This window comes from Streptomyces sp. NPDC107575, from assembly GCF_055657265.1.
Genome location: NZ_JBVKBG010000004.1, coordinates 728,212 through 747,091 on the forward strand (window position 1 = coordinate 728,212; position 18,880 = coordinate 747,091).

17 protein-coding genes are annotated in these 18,880 nt (G+C 71.3%); 6 read left to right on the forward strand and 11 right to left on the reverse strand.

The window, feature by feature from the left end; translation table 11 throughout:
- The first annotated feature begins 67 nt into the window (after positions 1-67).
- A complete protein-coding gene (locus ACZ7L4_RS23015) occupies positions 68-2,302 on the forward strand; it encodes a transglycosylase domain-containing protein (protein WP_472105095.1) in 2,235 nt (744 codons plus the stop codon).
- Positions 2,303-2,306: 4 nt separating this feature from the next.
- On the opposite strand, the gene ACZ7L4_RS23020 is transcribed toward ACZ7L4_RS23015, so the two are convergent.
- Positions 2,307-3,566, reverse strand: a complete 1,260-nt coding sequence (locus ACZ7L4_RS23020) for an amidohydrolase (RefSeq protein ID WP_472105097.1) — start codon at positions 3,564-3,566, stop codon at positions 2,307-2,309.
- On the reverse strand, positions 3,563-4,843 hold the full coding sequence (locus tag ACZ7L4_RS23025; protein WP_472105099.1) for an MFS transporter: 1,281 nt from the start codon (positions 4,841-4,843) through the stop codon (positions 3,563-3,565). The genes ACZ7L4_RS23020 and ACZ7L4_RS23025 overlap by 4 nt, the downstream gene beginning before the upstream one ends.
- Positions 4,844-4,931: 88 nt before the next feature.
- Between ACZ7L4_RS23025 and ACZ7L4_RS23030 the strand changes: the two genes are divergently transcribed.
- Positions 4,932-5,969, forward strand: coding sequence for an Lrp/AsnC family transcriptional regulator (locus ACZ7L4_RS23030; RefSeq protein ID WP_472105101.1), 1,038 nt, complete (start codon positions 4,932-4,934; stop codon positions 5,967-5,969).
- Here ACZ7L4_RS23030 and ACZ7L4_RS23035 read toward each other — a convergent pair.
- The 4 genes from ACZ7L4_RS23035 to ACZ7L4_RS23050 form a co-directional block, all read right to left on the reverse strand.
- Positions 5,966-6,430 carry a hemerythrin domain-containing protein gene (locus tag ACZ7L4_RS23035; RefSeq protein WP_472105103.1) on the reverse strand — a complete coding sequence of 155 codons (465 nt, stop codon included), beginning with the start codon at positions 6,428-6,430 and terminating at the stop codon, positions 5,966-5,968. The two genes, ACZ7L4_RS23030 and ACZ7L4_RS23035, sit on opposite strands and share 4 nt — an antisense overlap.
- A 10-nt stretch (positions 6,431-6,440) precedes the next feature.
- Positions 6,441-8,447 carry an ATP-binding SpoIIE family protein phosphatase gene (locus ACZ7L4_RS23040; protein WP_472105105.1) on the reverse strand — a complete coding sequence of 669 codons (2,007 nt, stop codon included), beginning with the start codon at positions 8,445-8,447 and terminating at the stop codon, positions 6,441-6,443.
- A 419-nt stretch (positions 8,448-8,866) separates the two neighbouring features.
- The gene (fomD, locus tag ACZ7L4_RS23045; RefSeq protein ID WP_472105107.1) at positions 8,867-9,544 is read right to left on the reverse strand and encodes a cytidylyl-2-hydroxypropylphosphonate hydrolase; all 678 of its coding nucleotides are present in this window, start codon (positions 9,542-9,544) and stop codon (positions 8,867-8,869) included.
- Between the two features lie 73 nt (positions 9,545-9,617).
- Positions 9,618-11,012: a class II fumarate hydratase gene (locus ACZ7L4_RS23050; protein ID WP_472105109.1), complete on the reverse strand. Its 1,395-nt coding sequence runs from the start codon at positions 11,010-11,012 to the stop codon at positions 9,618-9,620.
- A gap of 98 nt (positions 11,013-11,110) precedes the next feature.
- Here ACZ7L4_RS23050 and ACZ7L4_RS23055 point away from each other — a divergent pair, with 98 nt between their 5' ends.
- Entirely contained in the window at positions 11,111-11,485 is a 375-nt protein-coding gene (locus tag ACZ7L4_RS23055) for a VOC family protein (RefSeq protein ID WP_472105111.1), read from the forward strand.
- Positions 11,486-11,535: 50 nt separating this feature from the next.
- Here the strand turns inward: ACZ7L4_RS23055 and ACZ7L4_RS23060 are convergent, their stop codons facing one another.
- A complete protein-coding gene (locus ACZ7L4_RS23060; RefSeq protein ID WP_472105113.1) occupies positions 11,536-13,206 on the reverse strand; it encodes a fumarate hydratase in 1,671 nt (556 codons plus the stop codon).
- Positions 13,207-13,371: 165 nt separating this feature from the next.
- On the opposite strand from ACZ7L4_RS23060, the gene ACZ7L4_RS23065 reads away from it, so the two are divergent.
- Positions 13,372-14,058, forward strand: coding sequence for a DUF1707 SHOCT-like domain-containing protein (locus ACZ7L4_RS23065; protein WP_472105115.1), 687 nt, complete (start codon positions 13,372-13,374; stop codon positions 14,056-14,058).
- Positions 14,059-14,217: 159 nt separating this feature from the next.
- Positions 14,218-14,586 (forward strand): WhiB family transcriptional regulator, encoded by a 369-nt coding sequence (locus ACZ7L4_RS23070; protein ID WP_472105117.1) that lies wholly within the window; start codon positions 14,218-14,220, stop codon positions 14,584-14,586.
- A gap of 121 nt (positions 14,587-14,707) precedes the next feature.
- Here the strand turns inward: ACZ7L4_RS23070 and glpX are convergent, their stop codons facing one another.
- Positions 14,708-15,742, reverse strand: coding sequence for a class II fructose-bisphosphatase (glpX, locus tag ACZ7L4_RS23075; RefSeq protein WP_399227650.1), 1,035 nt, complete (start codon positions 15,740-15,742; stop codon positions 14,708-14,710).
- A 255-nt stretch (positions 15,743-15,997) separates the two neighbouring features.
- Here glpX and ACZ7L4_RS23080 point away from each other — a divergent pair, with 255 nt between their 5' ends.
- Entirely contained in the window at positions 15,998-16,540 is a 543-nt protein-coding gene (locus tag ACZ7L4_RS23080) for a DUF4245 domain-containing protein (RefSeq protein WP_472105650.1), read from the forward strand.
- 71 nt (positions 16,541-16,611) lie between these two features.
- Here the strand turns inward: ACZ7L4_RS23080 and ACZ7L4_RS23085 are convergent, their stop codons facing one another.
- The 3 genes from ACZ7L4_RS23085 to xseA all read right to left on the reverse strand — a co-directional run bounded on the left by ACZ7L4_RS23085 (position 16,612) and on the right by xseA (position 18,814).
- Positions 16,612-17,202: a malonic semialdehyde reductase gene (locus ACZ7L4_RS23085; RefSeq protein ID WP_422474243.1), complete on the reverse strand. Its 591-nt coding sequence runs from the start codon at positions 17,200-17,202 to the stop codon at positions 16,612-16,614.
- Positions 17,203-17,342: 140 nt separating this feature from the next.
- Positions 17,343-17,588 carry an exodeoxyribonuclease VII small subunit gene (locus ACZ7L4_RS23090; protein ID WP_472105119.1) on the reverse strand — a complete coding sequence of 82 codons (246 nt, stop codon included), beginning with the start codon at positions 17,586-17,588 and terminating at the stop codon, positions 17,343-17,345.
- Positions 17,589-17,602: 14 nt separating this feature from the next.
- Entirely contained in the window at positions 17,603-18,814 is a 1,212-nt protein-coding gene (xseA, locus tag ACZ7L4_RS23095) for an exodeoxyribonuclease VII large subunit (RefSeq protein WP_472105120.1), read from the reverse strand.
- Between the last annotated feature and the right edge of the window lie 66 nt (positions 18,815-18,880).

The following is an 18,880-nucleotide window of genomic DNA, read 5'->3' on the forward strand; positions in this document are numbered from 1 at the left end:
GAACTGGGTTCGTACCCGTACGCGAAGGCGTACACGTACAAGGACAAGAAGCGGAGCGACTGAGGTCATGGGCCGAGCGGATGCGAGGAAGGCGCGCAAGCGCGCGGCGCGGCCGTCGGGCATACGCCGCTTCTTCACCTGGAAGAAGCTCCTGGGCACGTTCTTCGGGCTCGTGCTGCTGTGCATGGGCGCGTTCGTCGTGCTGTACCTGGTGATCGACGTACCGGAGGGCAACCCCGACGCCCAGGTGCAGAGCAACATCTACAAGTACAGCGACGGTTCGACGATGGCCCGCACCGGCAAGGTGAACCGGGAGCTGGTGGACCTCGCCGAGGTGCCCGAGGGCGTCCAGCACACCTTCGTCGCCGCCGAGAACAAGACGTTCTACACGGACAAGGGCGTCGACCTGAAGGGCACCGCCCGCGGCGTGCTCAACACCGTCCTGGGCAAGGGCAAGCAGGGTGGTTCGACGATCACCCAGCAGTACGTGAAGAACTACTACCTGACCCAGGAACAGACCGTCTCCCGCAAGCTCAAGGAACTGGTCATCTCGCTGAAGGTGGACCAGAAGCAGTCCAAGGACGACATCCTCGCCGGGTACATCAACACCAGCTACTACGGGCGCGGCGCCTGGGGCATCCAGGCGGCGGCCGAGGCGTACTACGGCGAGGACGCCTCGAAGCTGACCGTGTCGCAGGGCGCGTACCTCGCCGCGCTGCTCCAGGCCCCGAACCAGTACGACTGGGCGATCGCGTCCGACACCGGGAAGCAACTGGCCAAGGCGCGCTGGAACTACGTGCTCGACAACATGGTCGACATGCACTGGCTGGACGCGAGCAAGCGGCAGGACATGACGTTCGACAAGCCGATCCCGCCGAAGGCCGCGTCCGGGCTCCAGGGCCAGGAGGGCTACCTCTACGAGGCCGCCAAGGACGAGGTGATGAAGGAACTGAACCTCACCGAGGCGCAGTTCACCGCCGGCGGCTACACGATCACGCTGAACGTCGACCGCAAGAAGCAGAAGCAGCTGGAGAAGTCGGTCGAGCAGCAGCTGAACGACAAGCTCGACCGCAAGGACAAGAAGGCCGACGCGCGCGTGCAGGCCGGCGCCGTATCCCTCGACCCGAAGACCGGCAAGGTCCTCGCGATGTACGGCGGCGAGGGGCTCAGCGAGCACTACGTCAACAACGCGACCCGCACCGATTACCAGCCCGCCTCCACGTTCAAGCCGCTGATCCTCGCGGCCGCCCTGGAGAACGAGGCCACGACGCAGTCCGGTCAGCGGATCACCGCGGACACGATCTACGACGGCACCAGCAAGCGGCCGGTCGTCGACGACGGCGAGAAGGTCGGCTTCGCCCCGCCGAACGAGGACAAGAAGAGCTACGGCCCGGTCACCGTCCAGACCGCCATGAACAAGTCCGTCAACTCCGTCTTCGCGCAGCTCGGCGTCGATGTCGGCATGGACCAGGTGATGGCCACGGCGAAGAAGCTCGGCATGGACTCGGGCGACCTCAAGCCGTTCCCCGCGCAGACCCTCGGCACCATGGGCGCGAGCCCGATGGAGATGGCCGGCGTCTACGCGACCCTCGACAACCACGGCAAGAAGGTCACCCCGCGGATCGTGAAGGCGGTCTCCAAGCAGGGCGACAAGATCCCGCTCGACGACCCGGCCGAGGAGCAGGTGATCAGCCGCGGCGCCGCCGACTCGGTGACCTCGGTCCTCACCGGCGTGGTCGACGACGGTACGGCGAAGACCTCGGTGCGCGACAACCCGGCCCGCGCGGGCCAGCAGGTCGCGGGCAAGACCGGTACCTCCGACGACAACAAGTCGGCCTGGTTCACCGGGTACACGCCGGACCTGGTCACCTCGGTCGGCCTGTTCGGCGAGGGCGCGCTGAAGTCGTCCGAGGCGGGCGCGCACGTGTCCATGGAGGGCGCCGGCGGACTGCCCCGCGTCGACGGCGGCAGCTTCCCGGCGCAGATCTGGGCGCAGTACACCTTCAACTCGTCCAGCGCGAACGGGAAGTTCGACCTGGACACCGACATGGGCAAGGCCGTCCAGCCCACGAAGACCGCCCCGGCCACCCCGACCGAGGAGCCGTCGACCGATCCGACGCCGAGCGAGACGGAGTCGACCGAGCCGACGCCCACGCAGTCGACGCCGAGCGAGACGCCGACCAGTGAGACGCCGACCGACGAGCCGACGCAGACGCTCCCGGTCCCGACCGACAGCCCGACCGAGAGCTGGCCGGACGACCCGATCGACCCGGAGAACGGCGGCGCCAGGCCCCGGGACTGACGCGCTACTCGCGCGCGCCGAGCCAGGTGCGGGCCGCTCCCAGCAGGGCCCGCACCCCGAGCTCGATCGTGGGGTCCTGGAGCGGCGCGTACTGCGGCGAGTGGTTCACCGGGATCCCGGCGGGCAGGCCGCGCGAGGCGAGCGTGCCCGCGTCCAGGCCCGCGAACGCGGCCGGGTCGGCCCCGCCGAAGTGCCAGAACACCGAGGGCACGCCGAGCTCCTTGCCGAACAGGCCGAAGTCCTCGCTGCCGTTGATCGGCTGCGGCAGCACCAGGACGCCGTGCTCGCCGAGCGCCCCGCGCAGCCCCTCGATCGTCGTGGCGGTGGCGTCGTCGGTGTTCTCCGTGACGGGGAAGGAGCCGAGCGAGGTGAACTCCGGCTCCTTCGGCGAGCCCGAGGCCTCCGCCTCCGCCCGGACGATCCTGCGCACCGCGGCGAGCACCCGCTCGCGCACCACCGGGTCGACCGAGCGGATGTTGAGCTTCAGCTCGGCCTCGTCGGCGATGATGTTCTCCTTCGTGCCGGCGTGGATCGAGCCCACCGTCACGACGGCCGTCTGCGAGGCACCGACCTCCCGCGAGACGACGGTCTGCAGGCGCATCACGACGGCCGCCGCGAGGACCACCGGGTCGACCGTCGACTCGGGCGTCGAGCCGTGTCCGCCGCGCCCGAAGAGCCGCACCCGGTAGCTGTCGGAGGCCGCCATCACCGCTCCGGGCCGGGTCACCGCGACCCCCGTCGGGAACGGTCCGACGTGCTGACCGAGGCACACGTCCGGCTTCGGGAAGCGCTCCGCGAACCCGTCGTCCAGCATGTCCCTGGCCCCGCGGCCGATCTCCTCCGCGGGCTGGAACACGGCGACGACGGTGCCGCGCCAGCTGTCCCGCTCCGCCGCGAGCAGCGCCGTCACGCCCAGCAGACACGTCACGTGCATGTCGTGGCCGCAGGCGTGCATGACCGGTACGTCGTTGCCGTCGCGGTCGGTGCCGCGGGCCTCGGACGCGTAGGACAGGCCCGTCGCCTCCAGGACGGGCAGCCCGTCCATGTCGGCGCGGAGCAGCACGGTCGGGCCCTCGCCGCCGCGCAGGACCCCGACGACGCCGGTGCCGCCGACGCCCTCGGTCACCTCCCAGCCGCCCTGCTCGCGCAGCCGGGCCGCGACGATCCCGGCGGTGCGGGTCTCCTGAAGGGAGAGTTCGGGGTGGGCGTGCAGGTCCCGGTAGAGCTCGCGCAGGGACGGCAGCAGGCTGTCGAGGGTGGTCATCGGGTCTCGCTCTCTACGGGGGCCGTGGGTACGGGAGTGGTGGGGGCCGCGTCGGTCAGCCGCAGCGCCCGGCGGAAGGTGAGCGTGGTCTGCGGGGTGACGCAGGCGAGGACGGCGGCCAGCACCGCGCCGACGACGAGGAAGCCGAACGCGGCGCCGAACCCGGCCGAGTCCGCGAGCAGCCCCATCGCGGTCGGCGCGACGACACCGCCGGCCTGCCCGCCGAACGTGATCAACCCGGCCGCCGCGCCGGTCAGTTCGGGTGGCAGGCTGCGCAGCGGCACCGCGAAGATCGGCATGTAGCCCAGCGAGGCGGACGCGATCGCCACCGTCATCCAGCCGATGAACGCGACCGTGCCGGAGGCCGTCGCCATGAGGATCAGGGCCACCGAGGAGACCGCCATGGCGGGCACCACGATCTTGCGCTGATTGCCCTCGAAGCGGTCCGCGAGCCGGCCGCCGACGATCACGGAGACGGTCGCCGCGCCCGCCGGCAGGATCGACAGCGCGCCCGCCGAGGTCAGCGCGAGCCCGCGCTCCTCGTTGAGGTACGAGGGCACCCAGGTGTTCAGGCCCCACACGATGATGTCGTAGCCGAAGAACATCCCGGCGAACGCCCACATGGTCCACGAGCGGAGCACGGTGCGGGTGCCGCCGGCCGCCTTCGTGACGGCCTCCGTCCGCTCCCGCTCCGGCAGCCACAGGCGGACCGCCGCGTACACGAAGACGCCGACGGCGGCGACGGTGAAGAACGCCGAGCGCCAGCCGAAGTGGGCGATGAGCGGCGCGGCGATCAGCGGGGCGACCACCGCGGCCACGGCGTTCGAGGACTGCACGACGCCGTTGGCGCTCATCCGCTGCCCCGGAGTGGTGCGCTCGCTCACCGCCTTCATCGAGGCGCCCGGGAAGATCCCCTCGGCGACACCGAACAGGAAGCGCACCACGAGGAGGATCGCGAACGAGCCGGCGAGGCCGGTGACCGCCGTGAACGCGGACCAGATGAGCAGCGCCCAGCAGGTGACGCGCTTGGCGCCGAACCGGTCGGCGAGCATGCCGCCCGGGATCTGGCAGACGGCGTACGCCACGAAGAACACGGAGACCGCGAGGCCCTGCTGGGCGCGGCTGAGGTCGAATTCCCGGCCGATCGAGGGCAGGGCCAGATTGATGACGAGGCGGTCGATGTAGTCGATCAGCCAGGCGGCGAAGAGCAGCGTGACCGTGATCTTGGCGCCTCTGTCGAGGCGTTCACGTGCGGGGCCTTGCGAGGGTGGGACCACAGGCACTCCTTCTAGAGTGGGCGTGCTGGTGTGGGGGCGGCTCGGAAGTGGGGACAGAATCCGGCCGCCGTGCGAGAGGGGGCCTCAAATGCCGGAAAACGGCTTCGCGCACGGTCTGGTGCCGGAATCCGCCGCCTTCGAGGAGGCCGACCTCGCCCTGATCGACGCCCTGCAGACCGATCCGCGCGCCCCGTGGAGCCGGGTCGGCCCCGCCGTCGGCGTCGACGCGACGACCGCGGCCCGCCGCTGGGCACGCCTGGAGGACGCGGGCCTGGCCTGGGTGACGGCGTACGCGGGGCCGACGACGGCCACGGTCGCGTACATCGAAGTGACCTGCACACCGGGTGAGTTGGAGGAGCTGACCGCCCGCCTGGTGGGCCTGCCGTGGGTGTTCAGCGCCGAGCACGTGGTCGGCGACTACGACCTGCTGCTCTCGGTCGCCGCGCCCGATCTGCCCGCGCTCGGTCGCCGGGTCAGCGACGACCTGGGCCGGCTGCCGGGCGTGCGCGGCACGCGGACCCGGCTGAGCATGCGGCTCTACCAGGAGGGCAGCGGCTGGAAGGTGCGCGCCCTCGACCGGGCGGGGCGTGCGCGGCTCAGCACGGCGGGGCCGGGGCCGTCCGCGCCGTCGCGCCCGTTCCGGCCCCGCGACGAGGTCGACATGGCGCTCCTGCGCGAGCTGGGCGCGAACGGGCGTGCCGGATACGCCGAGTTGGCGGCGGTCGTCGGCGTCGGCGAGTCGACCGTGCGGCGCAGGCTCGCCCGCGAACTGCGCGACCGGGAGATTTTGCTGCGCTGCGATCTGGCCCAGCAGCTGGCGGGCTGGCCGGCCCTCGCCACGTACCGGGCGACCGTCCCGCACGGCGAACTGGACCGCACGGGCTCGGCGCTCGCCCGGCTCCCGCAGATGCGCCTGTGCACCTCGGTCACGGGCTCCTGCAACCTGCTCTTCCAGGTCTGGCTCCGCGACCTCGACGGCATGGCCACGCTCGAGGCCCATCTGGACGCCCGGTTCCCCGCCCTGCGCGTCGAGGACCGCACGGTGACGCTGCGCACGGTCAAGCGGATGGGGCGGGTGCTGGACGACCGGGGGCGGGCCACGGGGTACGTGCCGGTGGGCTTCTAGTCGCCGCTCGGCGCCGGGTGCGCCGCCCGCCACGCCGCCATCGACGCGTCCCAGCCGTCCCCGGACAGCGCCGTCAGCGACGCGGGGAAGAGGCCGTCCTCCTCCTTGGCGATGTGCCGGTGCAGCTCGTCCGTCTCGTCCCTCAGGCGCTGTACGTCGCCGGGGTCCGTGAGGTCGAGGGTGGGAAGGAGCGCGCCGAGCTCGCGGTGCTCGGCAACCAGGGCGTCGATGTAGCCGGCGTACTCCGGGTCGTCCCGCATCACGGCGAACAGGCCGTCCTCCTCGCCCTTCCAGTGCGCGGCGAGCTCCCGCGCCATGGCGTCGACGAGCGTCCGCGCGGCCGCCACGTCGCCGCGCTCAAGGGCTCGCAGCGCGTCACCGGCGGCGTCGGTGACGCGCTCGTGCTCGGCGATGAACTCCTTGATGAGCGGGATCTCACGGCATCCGCAGTAGTGGCACATGGCCACATATTTACGGCACCGGGAGCTCGAACCAGACGACCTTGCCGGTGGACAGGCGCGTCGCGCTCCAGCGCCGGGCGAGCCGGTTCACCAGGTAAAGGCCGCGGCCGCCCTCGTCCGTCGCCCGCGCCTGCCGGAGCCTCGGCAACTGCGGTACGTCGTCGCCGACTTCGCAGCGCAGCACGTCGGTCCGCAGCAGGCGCAGGGTCACCGGACGGGTGGCGTAGCGCACCGCGTTCGTCACGACCTCGCTCACCAGGAGCTCGACCGAGTCCGTGAGCTCCTCGAGGCCCCAGCGGTCCAGGGCGCTGCGGGCCAGCCTGCGGGCCCGGCCCGGCGCCGCGTCCTCCGGCTCCAGGGTCCAGTACGCGACGTCGCTCGGCGCGATCCCGTCGAACCGGGCGGCGAGCAGCGCGATGTCGTCGTCCCGGTCGCCCGGGCCGAGCATGTCGAGCACCTCGTCGCACAGGGCCTCAAGGGGCGGCGGGTGGTCCGGGCCGGTCAACTGGGCGGTGGCGGCGAGCCGTTCACGCAGCTGCTCTATGCCGGTCCATACGTCGCGCAGGCGCGATTCGACGAGCCCATCCGTGTACAGGAGCAGCGTCGCGCCCGCCGGGGCGTCCAGCTCGACCGCCTCGAAGTCGACGCCGCCGACGCCGATCGGAGCGCCCGGCGGCACCCGCAGCACCTCGGAGCGCCCGCCGAGGTGCAGCAGGACGGGCGGCGGATGCCCGGCGTTGGCGATGGTGATGCGGTGCGCGACCGGGTCGTACACCGCGTACATGCAGGTCGCCATGCGGTCCGTGCCGAGCCGCTGGGCCTGCTCGTCGAGGTGGTGCAGGACCTCCTGCGGGGGCAGGTCGAGTCCGGCGAGGGTCTGCGCGGTGGTGCGCAGCTGGCCCATGATGGCTGCCGAGGTCATCGAGTGGCCCATGACGTCGCCCACGACCAGCGCGACACGGCTGCCCGGCAGCGGGATCGCGTCGTACCAGTCGCCGCCGACCCGCGCCGTCTCAGCCGCCGGCAGATAGCGGGAGGCCAGCCGCACACCGGTCGGGTTGGGCAGCGTCTCCGGGAGCATCGTGCGCTGCAGCTCGTCCGCGATGTACGCCTCGCGCCCGTAGAGCACCGCCTTGTCGATGCCGAGCGCGCTGTGCGTCGCCAACTGGCCCGCCACCAGCAGGTCGTCGGCGTCGAACGCGAGCCGGTCGGGGCGGCGCAGGAACACCGCGGCGCCGATCACCCGGCGCCTGCCGCGCAGCGGGGCCAGGATCGCGCGCTGGCCGCCCGGCAACGGCCGGTCGGAGCCGAGGAGTTCGGGCAGCGCGGCGAGCGCCGCGGGCGAGTCGGCGAACACCGGGCGCACACCGCGCAGCACCTCGGCGAGCGCGCCACCGGAGCGCACCTCGCACAAGTCGGCGCAGCCCGCCGTCAGTTCGAGCTGCGGGGTGACCGGGACCGTGAGCCCCGCGCCGTCGGTGTCCGTGTCGCCCGCGGTGTCGGTGGAGTCGGGGATCCGGTCGGTGCGGCGCAGACGCAGCACCATCTGCCCGGTCGGCCGCTCGTCGCCCACCGGCAGCGGCTCGCGCAGATACACGAGGATCGCGTCGGAGAACGTGGGCACGGTCGCCCGGCACAGACCCATCACGATCTCGTCGAGGTCCAGGCCGCGGGCGATCCGCCGGGTCGCGGCGCCGACGAAGCGCAGCCGGTCACCGTCGCGGCGCATCGCGGTCGGCTGCCCGGCGGGACGCGGCTGCCCCGTGCGGCGGTCCGGCCCTTCCGGCGGCCCGGGGCGCACCGGCTCGGGGGAGGGCGCCGCGGGCTGCGCGTGCTCGGCGTCGGCGGCGGAACCGGCCGGTCCGGCGGCCCGCCGCGGCTGTTCCGGTAAGCCGCCGGAGTTCTCGCCCGAGGGCGTGGAGGTCTCCGGGGTGTGCCGAAGGGCCCCGCGGGCGTCGGCGGGGCGGGCCGCCGTGCCGTGGTGGCGGCCTTCGTGGGAGGTGGGGTACTCCGTCACGCGTGTCGATTCCGTCCGTCCGGGGCTGCGCGCCGCGTCACTGGCCAGTGCGCCGGCAGTTGGGGAACAGCTGGGGCCAGGGCCTGTCGGGGGTGTTGCCGCTGCCGGTGACCTGCGGCGTGTCCCGTAGAGGACCGGATACCCGGAACCCGTGCTCCGGGAACGGAATCCGTACGGGCGTCCGTGCCGGGGACCTGCGGACAGCCGTGCTCGCGGTCCCGGCGGCCGGTTCCACCCGGCCCGCCCACTGCGTCGTCTCACCCACGTTCACGGTCCAGCCGCCCCTCGATGACCTCGTTGACATCGTGTCAGACCAGTTGTGCGTGCCAAGAGTTGTCCGTAGAACCCGCACATTCGGACCGGTGCTCTCTTGCGGAGGACGATCCTACGGTTCCCCCAGGGGGGGCGCATCAAGGGTCTCATGAGGACACGTGCGCGGGCGTACGGTCCCAGTCGGCCGGCAGGGCGGGAACCGGCCACGCCGGGTCCGGGCGCCAGTGCTGCCAGCCGTCCGAGAACGGCCGCCGCCAGTTCTCGATCGCCTCGATCGCCCGGTGCCCCGCTGAGCGCACCTCGGCCGCCTGTTCGCGGCTCATCAGGCCCACGGCCTGCGCCTGCGCGAATTCGTCCTCGTCGTGCCAGCGCCAGCTGCCGTCCGGGTACACCGACAGGTCGAGGAAGTGGTCCTCCGAGTCGATGCCCGCGGCCCAACGGGCGCGCGGCGCCTCCAGGTTCACGTACCAGTTGCGAAAGCTCCAGCCCGGCTCCCAGAACAGCCACACCGACCAGGGGTCGCCGGGGCGCGCGAGCTTCAGCACGCCCGTGCCGAACCAGCGGTCGCGCTGCAGGGTGCGGGGCTTGGTGTAGCGGGTGGCGAGCGGCTCGCGGTGCACGGGGGTGCCGTCGGCGAGCACGGGCTTCACGCACTCGGTGCCCGGCGCCATCCACACGGCGAGCAGCTCGTCGGTGTCCTGGACGACGGTGACCGGACGGCAGATGTGGAAGCCGTCGCCCCCGTTGGCGCGGTAGCGCCACAGGATCGGCTCACCGGGCGCCCAGCGCCCTCCACTCTCGGTCATCCGGTACTCGTCTGTCATGCACAGATATTAGGTGCCAACGGCATACGACGCTGCGGCGCGTATCACGAATACGCCAACTGGCCACGCGCGGTCACGGTCGCGTCATCCGAAGGACATCGAGCGCCTCGTCGAGCTGTTCCACGGTGAGGTCGCCCCGCTCCACGTAGCCGCCGTCGAGCACGACCTCGCGGATCGTGCGCCGCTCGGCGAGGGACTTCTTGGCGACCTTGGCGGCCTCCTCGTAGCCGATGTACTTGTTGAGCGGCGTGACGACGGACGGGGAGGACTCGGCGTACTCGCGGGCGCGCTCGCGGTTGGCGGTGATGCCGTCGACGGTGCGGTCGGCGAGCAGCCGGGAGACGTTGGCGAGCAGCCGGATCGACTCCAGGACGTTCTTGGCGATCACCGGAAGCATCACGTTCAGCTCGAAGTTGCCCGCGGCGCCGGCCGCGGCGACCGTCGCGTCGTTCCCCGTCACCTGGGCCGCGACCATCAGCGTCGCCTCGGGAATGACCGGATTCACCTTGCCGGGCATGATCGACGAACCGGGCTGCAGATCGGGGAGGTTGATCTCCGCGAGGCCCGTACGGGGGCCGGAGGCGGCCCACCGCAGATCGTTGGCGATCTTCGTGAGGCCGACGGCGATCGTGCGCAGCTGGCCGCTCGTCTCCACGATCCCGTCGCGCGCGCCCTGCGCCTCGAAGTGGTCGCGGGCCTCGGTCAGCGGCAGCCCCGTCGTGCGCGCGACCTCGGCGATCACGGCGCCGGAGAAGCCGGGCGGGGTGTTGATGCCGGTGCCGACCGCGGTGCCGCCCAGGGGGAGTTCGGCGAGGCGGGGGAGCGAGGCGGTGAGCCGCTCGACGCCGTAGCGGACCTGCGCCGCGTAGCCGCCGAACTCCTGGCCGAGAGTCACCGGTGTCGCGTCCATCAGATGCGTACGCCCCGACTTCACGACGTCGGCGAATTCGGTCGACTTCCGCTCCAGGGCCGCGGCCAAGTGCTCGAGGGCCGGGATCAGATCATGGGTGACGGCAGCGGTGGCGGCGATGTGGATGGACGACGGGAACACGTCATTGGACGACTGCGAGGCGTTCACGTGGTCGTTCGGGTGCACGTCGCGGCCGAGGCGCTCGGTGGCGAGCGTGGCCAGCACCTCGTTGGTGTTCATGTTCGACGACGTACCGGAGCCGGTCTGGAACACGTCGATCGGGAACTCCGCGTCCCAGCGGCCCTCGGCGACCTCCTCGGCCGCCGCGGCGATGGCTTCGGCGATGTCCTTGTCGACCACCCCCAGCTCCGCGTTCACCGTCGCCGCCGCGCCCTTGATGCGGGCCAGCGCCTCGATGTGGGCGCGCTCGATGCGCTGCCCGGAGATCGGGAAGTTCTCCACGGCGCGCTGCGTCTGGGCCCGCCATTTCGCGTCGGCGGGGACCCGTACCTCGCCCATGGAGTCGTGCTCGATCCGGAACCGGCCGTCGTTCGCCATCGTCGTCTGCCTCCTCGTGGCTCTGTCCGTGCCAGCGTCGCGCATCCGGCCGGTATTCCGGCTGTGTCCCGTCCGGGTGTCGCGGGAACCCGTGTGACATGACGACGACGCTCGGAGGATTCGTCCTCGGCACCCCGGACCCGCCCGCCCTCGCCGACTTCTACCGCGCCCTGCTCGGCTGGGAGGAGGCCGAGCGGAGTCCCGAGTGGGTGCGCCTGCGGGCCCCGGAACGCGAGCGCCCCGGTCTCTCCTTCCAGCTGGAGGGCGACCACGTGGCGCCCGTGTGGCCGCAGCGGCCCGGCAGCCAGCAGATGCAGGCGCACCTCGACCTCCAGGTCGACGACCTGGACCAGGAGGCCGGGCGGGCCTGCGCGCTCGGGGCGACGCTGGAGGCGCACCAGCCGCAGCGGGACGTGCGGGTGCTGCGTGACCCGCACGGTCATCCGTTCTGTCTCTTCCTGCCGGGCGCCTGACGTGCGAAGGCCCCCTCCGTGGCGGAGGGGGCCTTCGTTCGCCGTGGGGGTCAGGACAGCTGCGAGCCCTGGCGGACCGGGATGTGCGAGAACGTCGGCTCGGGCGCCGGGGCCTGGAAGAAGTCGTTGCCCTTGTCGTCGACGACGATGAACGCCGGGAAGTCCTCGACCTCGATCTTCCAGACGGCCTCCATGCCGAGCTCCTCGTACTCGACGACCTCGACCTTCTTGATGCAGTCCTGCGCGAGGCGCGCGGCCGGGCCGCCGATGGAGCCGAGGTAGAAGCCGCCGTGCGCGTCGCACGCGTCGGTGACCTGCTTGGAGCGGTTGCCCTTGGCGAGCATGACCTTGGAGCCGCCCGCGGCCTGGAACTGCTCCACGTAGGAGTCCATGCGGCCGGCCGTGGTCGGGCCGAAGGAACCGGACGCGTAACCCTCGGGGGTCTTCGCCGGGCCCGCGTAGTACACGGGGTGGTCCTTCAGGTACTGCGGCATCTCCTCGCCGGCGTCCAGGCGCTCCTTGATCTTGGCGTGCGCGATGTCGCGGGCGACGACGAGCGGTCCCGTCAGGGAGAGGCGGGTCTTCACCGGGTGCTTGGCGAGCTCGGCGAGGATCGCGTCCATCGACTGGTTGAGGTCGACCTTGACGACGTCGCCCTCTTCCAGGTGCTCGTCCGTGGTCTCCGGCAGGAAGCGCGCCGGGTCCGTCTCCAGCTGCTCGAGGAAGACGCCCTCGGCGGTGACCTTCGCGACGGCCTGGCGGTCGGCGGAGCAGGACACGGCGATGGCGACCGGGCAGGAGGCGCCGTGCCGCGGCAGGCGCACCACGCGCACGTCGTGGCAGAAGTACTTGCCGCCGAACTGCGCGCCGATGCCGATCTTCTGCGTCAGCTCGAAGACCTTCTGCTCCAGCTCCTCGTCCCGGAAGCCGTGCCCGAGCTCGGAACCCTCGGAGGGCACGTTGTCCAGGTAGTGCGCGGAGGCGTACTTGGCGGTCTTCAGGGCGTACTCGGCGGAGGTGCCGCCCACCACGATCGCGAGGTGGTACGGCGGGCACGCGGCGGTGCCCAGCGAGCGGATCTTCTCCTCCAGGAACTTCATCATGGAGCCCTCGTTGAGGACCGCCTTCGTCTCCTGGTAGAGGAACGACTTGTTGGCCGAGCCGCCGCCCTTGGCCATGAAGAGGAACTTGTAGGCGTCGCCGTCCGTCGCGTAGAGCTCGATCTGCGCGGGGAGGTTGGAGCCGGTGTTCTTCTCCTCCCACATGTTCAGCGGGGCCATCTGCGAGTAGCGCAGGTTCAGGTTCTGGTAGGCGTCGTAGATGCCCTTGGAGAGCGCCTTCTCGTCCTCACCTTCGGTGAGGACGTTCTGTCCGCGCTTGCCCATGACGATGGCGGTGCCGGTGTCCTGGCACATCGGCAGGACGCCCGCGGCCGCGATGTTGGCGTTCTTCAGCAGGTCGAGCGCGACGAACTTGTCGTTGCCCGAGGCCTCGGGGTCGTCGACGATGCGGCGCAGCTGCGCGAGGTGGGTCGGGCGCAGGTAGTGCTGGATGTCGTGGATGGCCTCCTCGGCGAGCTTGCGCAGCGCCTCCGGCTCGACCTTCAGGAACGTACGGCCGTCCGGCCCCTCGGCGGTGGAGACGCCCTCGGAGGTCACCAAGCGGTAGTTGGTGGTGTCCTCGCCCTGGGGAAGCAGATCGGTGTACGCGAACTCAGGCATCTCGCCCATTCCTCACTCGACAGTCAGCAGCTGGCATCCGTTGGCAGCGCCAACCAGCGTAGAACCTGGTCGGGCGGCCGAGCCTGTGAGGTAAGGCTCAGTTGCTCGCCGGGAGGCCACGAACGGGGGGCGTCGCGATCTATCGCGTTTCGGTAGTCTGCTGTCGTGGACCTTCAAAAGCGCCCTTCGCAGCCCGCGCCCAGCGCTCCCGTGGCGGAGCCGACCGACCTGCGCGCGTCCGATGCCGACCGCGACCGGATCGCGGACATCCTGCGCGAGGCGCTCGCGGAGGGCCGGCTCGACGCGGAGGAGCACGCCGAGCGGATCGACGGGGTCTACCGCGCCAAGACCGTCGGCGAGCTGGAGCCGCTGGTGCGGGACCTGCCGGGCGACCACGCGGCGCCCCGCCCGGAGCCCGCGCCCGGCCCCGCCCCGAGCCGCCCGGCGCCCGGCACGATCCCGCCGGTGGCCGAGGAGAACCTGGTGGCGGTCCTCAGCTCCACGACCCGCAAGGGTCGCTGGCGCATCGGCCGCCGCACGCACGCGTACGCGATCTTCGGCAACGTGGAGATCGATCTCAGCGAGGCGATCTTCGAGTACCCGCAGATCTACATCAAGGCGGTCTCCGTGTTCGGGAACGTGGAGATCCGCGTCCCCGAGAACATCTCGCTGCGCGGCAGCGGCGCGGGCGTCCTCGGGAATTTCGAGGTGGACACGCTGGACGCGCGCGAGCCCGAGGCGCCCGTCGTGTACGTCGACGGCTTCGCGGTCCTCGGGAACATCGAGGCGAAGCCGAAGCGCGGCAAGCTCATCCAGAACCTGGAGAAGCACCTGCGCAAGCACCTCGGCTGACGGCCGCGCTCCGGCGGCCTTTGGGTGGTGAACTCCCTTATGCGCTCGGGAACTTCCGTGCTTCGGAACTCAGTGCATAGGAGCCGACACAGCGGGTAGAGCTTGCTGCATCGTCGCCCGCTCGCGAAAGCCGTCGTCAGCCGTCGTCAGGAGTAGACCGTGCTGCACCCGCCGCATCAGTCCCTGCAGGTCACCGCCGTACCGCAGCAGCGCGAGCCAGTCAGGGGCAGGGACCAGGACGCTCCATGGCACACGGAGGCGGTGTGCAGGCGTGACGAGGCGGGACTCTTCTTCGCCCCTTCCAAGGAACCGACCGCCGCGCGTCTCGCGCGCGAGGAGGCGGCCAAGCGGGTCTGCGCCCGCTGCCCCGTCATGGTCGAGTGCCGCGAACACGCCCTCCTCCAGCCGGAACCGTACGGCGTCTGGGGCGGCCTCACGGCGGCGGAACGCCGCGTAGTGCTGGCGCGCAGGCGCCGCCGCGAGGTGGAGCTGAAGAAGGCGCCGCGGGCGGTGGCCGCGGCCGGGTAGCCGGCAAATTGGAGCGCTTCCGGACCTTTCGAGCGAAGGTCCGGAAAATCAAGCCCCGCCGGCGATTGAGGCGCGGGGTCCGGGGCGGAGCCCCGAGGCGTCAACCACGGACCCCCGCAACCTACTTGGCCCGGTCGAAGTCGATCGCGCTGTAGGCCCGCAGCTTGCTCAACCGATGCGTCGAGTCGATCTGCCGAATCGTCCCGGACTTCGACCGCATCACCAGCGACGACGTGTGCGCCCGCTCGGAGTCGTACCGCACACCCCGCAGCAGCTCACCGTCGGTGATCCCGGTGGCGACGAAGAAGATGTTCTCGCCGGACACCAGGTCGTCCGTGGACAGCACCCGGTCCAGGTCGTGCCCCGCGTCGATCGCCCGCTGCCGCTCCGCGTCGTCCTTCGGCCACAGCTTGCCCTGGATCACGCCGCCCAGGCACTTGATCGCGCAGGCCGAGATGATGCCCTCGGGCGTACCGCCGATGCCGAGCAGTAGGTCGACGCCTGAGCCCTCGCGCACGGCGAGGATCGAACCGGCGACGTCGCCGTCCGAGATCAGCTTGATCCGGGCGCCGGTCTCCCGGACCTCCTTGATGATCCCCTCGTGCCGCGGCCGGTCGAGGATGACCACGGTGATGTCCTCGGGCGCACGCTTCTTCGCCTTGGCGACGCGGCGGATGTTCACCGACACCGGGGCGTTGATGTCCACGTAGTCCGCGGCCTCGGGGCCCGTGACCAGCTTGTCCATGTAGAACACGGCGGACGGGTCGAACATCGTGCCGCGGTCGGCGGCGGCGAGCACGGCGATCGCGTTCGGCATGCCCTTCGCGCAGAGCGAGGTGCCGTCGATCGGGTCGACGGCGATGTCGACCTCGGCGCCCGTCCCGTCACCGATGTGCTCTCCGTTGAAGAGCATCGGGGCCTCGTCCTTCTCGCCCTCGCCGATGACGACCACGCCGTTCATCGAGACGGTGGAGACGAGCGTGCGCATGGCGCGCACGGCCGCGCCGTCCGCGCCGTTCTTGTCGCCGCGGCCCACCCAGCGGCCGGCGGCCATGGCGGCGGCTTCGGTGACCCGGACGAGTTCCAGGGCGAGGTTGCGGTCGGGGGCCTCGGAAGGGACCTCGAGTTCGGACGGAAGCTGGTGATGCTCGGTCATCGAGACGCACCTTTCTGTTCCGGGATTCACCGGGTTGTTCGGCTTCACCGGGATACGACAAATAAGGGAGGCGCCCGAAGGGCTCGTTGGAAGGGCGGTGGCGGGCGACGGGCGGGCGGACGAGGGGTTGGTATGGGAGGACTCTATCGTCAGTCCGACAATCTGAGCAGACCGCCCCACGGATGAGCGGGCCGGTGGATGTCGGACCGCGCGAATCCGGACCTCCCGGCAGAGATCATCCGGCGACCTGCGACGATGGGGCGCGTGGCAGCAAGAAACGGTAAGAAAACGGTCGGCAGCCTGGTCCTCTCGCTCGGCGTCTGCGTCCTCGCGGCCGGCGTGATCTACCTCTTCGTCCCGCACGACGACTCCGGGAAACCGCAGGTCAAGCGCGTCGACTACAAGGTCGAGCTGTCGACGGCCCGCCGTGCGGCGCCGTACCCGGTGGCCGCGCCCACGGGCCTCTCGCGCGACTGGAAGCCGACCTCCGTGCGCTACCAGGGCACCGCGAACGACGCGTGGCACCTCGGGTTCCTCGACCCGGAGGGGCAGTACGTCGCCGTCGAGCAGGCGACCGGACGGTCGAAGGGGTTCATCAACGAGGCGAGCCAGGGCGCCTCGGCGACCGGCCGCACGCAGCGGATCGGCGACGAGACCTGGGAGCGCTACAAGGGCGAGAAGTACAACGCCCTGGTGCTGAAGCGGCAGGGCTCCACCACGCTCGTGACCGGCACGGCCGACTTCGACCGGCTGACGAAGATGGCCGAGGCGCTGGAGATGAAGCACGAAAAGGCGTAACCGCTCCGCTCGCAGACATGAGGAAGGGCCCCGGCTTCGGCCGGGGCCCTTCCTCATGTCTGCGGTGTCGCTCAGATCGTTGTGATGACCTGCTCCTGCTCCAGGCGCGGGGAGCGCGGGAACCAGGCGTCCTCGCCCGGCTTGCCGATGTTGATGACCATCAGCGGGGTGTGGTCGTCGTCCAGGAACTCCTTCTGGACGCCGGCGAAGTCGAGGCCGGTCATCGGGCCGGCGGAGAGGCCCGCGGCGCGGATGCCGATGATGAAGTACGCGGCCTGCAGCGTCGCGTTCAGCGTGCCGGCCTGCTCGCGGACCGGGCGCTCGGAGAAGAACATGTCCTTGATCGCCGGGGCGTGCGGGAAGAGCTGCGGGAGCTCCTCGTGGAACTCGTGGTCCGCGGAGAGGATCGCGACCAGCGGGGCGGCGGCGGTCTTCGGCTGGTTGCCCTCGGCCATGTGCTTGACGAGGCGCTCGCGGGCCTCGGGGGAGCGGACCAGGGTGATGCGCAGCGGCGACTGGTTGAAGGCGGTCGGGCCGTACTTGACCAGGTCGTAGATCGCCGCGACCTGCTCGTCGGTCACGGGCTCCGAGGAGAACGTGTTCGCGGTGCGGGCCTCGCGGAACAGCAGGTCCTGCGCGGCGGGGTCAAGAACGAGAGACATGGATCAACCTTCTCGGTGCGACGGTCACGGCTGCGGCGATCCGTTCTGCCCGGATCGGCCCACATGAGAGACCGTACGCCGATGAGGTTCAACCTTCAACCAAACCCTTCGTGACGCTGTTCACAAGGCGGTGCCCCCGGTCACTCCTCGTCCTCCGCCGCCTCCTCCTCGTCGTCCCCGGCCTCCTCCGCGAGCGCCGCGTCCAGGCGGGCGCGCGCGCCGTCCAGCCAGCGGCGGCACACCTTCGCCAGCTCCTCGCCGCGCTCCCACAGCGCGAGGGACTCCTCCAGGGACGTGCCGCCGGCCTCCAGGCGCCGTACGACATCGATCAGTTCGTCCCGGGCCTGCTCGTAACCGAGCGCCTCGTCGGCCGCCTTGGTCGTCATGTTCTGGTCCGTCCTCACGCTTCGGTTGCTCGTACGGTGAATTCGCCCTCGGCGACGCGGGCCCGCAGCTCCTCGCCCGCCGCCACCTCGTCCGGCGCGCGCACCACGTGCCCGTCCGGCTTCTGCAGCACCGCGTACCCCCGCTTCAGGGTGGCCGCGGGGGAGAGCGCGACCACGCGCGCGTGCGTGTGCGTCAGCTCCGACTCGGCGCGGTCGAGGAGGTGGCCGAGGGTGCGGCGGGAGCGCTCGGTCAGCGCGGCGATCTGCTCCTCCCGCTCGTCGACCATGCGGTGCGGGTCCTCTATCGAGGGCCGGGCCAGCGCCGCCGCGAGGCCCCGCTCCTCCCGCTCCAGGAGCGACTCGACGCTGCGCCTGGCCCGGTCCGCCAGCCAGCGCACCCGCTCGTACTCCTCGCCGACGTCCGGCACGACCTTCTTCGCCGCGTCCGTCGGCGTCGAGGCGCGCAGGTCGGCCACGTAGTCGAGCAGCGGATTGTCCGGCTCGTGCCCGATCGCGGAGACGACGGGCGTGCGGCAGGAGGAGACCGTCCGCACCAGCTGTTCGTCGGAGAACGGCAGCAGGTCCTCCACGCTGCCGCCGCCGCGCGCCACGATGATCACGTCGACGTCGTCGATCGCGTCCAGTTCCTTGACCGCCTGGACGACCTGGGGCACCGCGTGCACACCCTGCACCGGTACGTTGCGCACCTCGAAGCGGACCGCGGGCCAGCGGTGCCGCGCGTTCTCCAGCACGTCCCGCTCGGCCGCCGAGGCGCGGCCGCAGACCAGGCCGATGAGCTGTGGCAGGAACGGCAGCGGCTTCTTGCGGTCGTCCGCGAACAGGCCCTCCGTGGCGAGGGCCTTCTTCAGCTGCTCCAGGCGCGCCAGCAGCTCACCGACGCCGACCGGCCGGATCTCGGCGGCCCGCAGCGACAGCTGCCCGCGCGGCGCGTACCACTCCGGCTTCGCGTGCACGACGACGCGGGAGCCCTCGCGCACCACCTCCGCGACCGCGTCGAACACCTGCCGGTAGCAGGTCACCGACACCGAGATCTCGTGCGAGGGGTCGCGCAGCGTCAGGAACACGACGCCCGCGCCCGGTCTGCGGGACAGCTGCGTGATCTGCCCCTCGACCCACACGGCGCCGAGCCGGTCGATCCATCCCCCGATGAGCCGCGACACCTGGCCGACGGGCAGCGGGGCGTCCGCGGACGTGTTGACAGCCATGCCGTGAGCGTAGTCGCAGGCACCGACAACGCAGGTGGTCCCGGGTGTCGGTGCTCCGGAACGGGT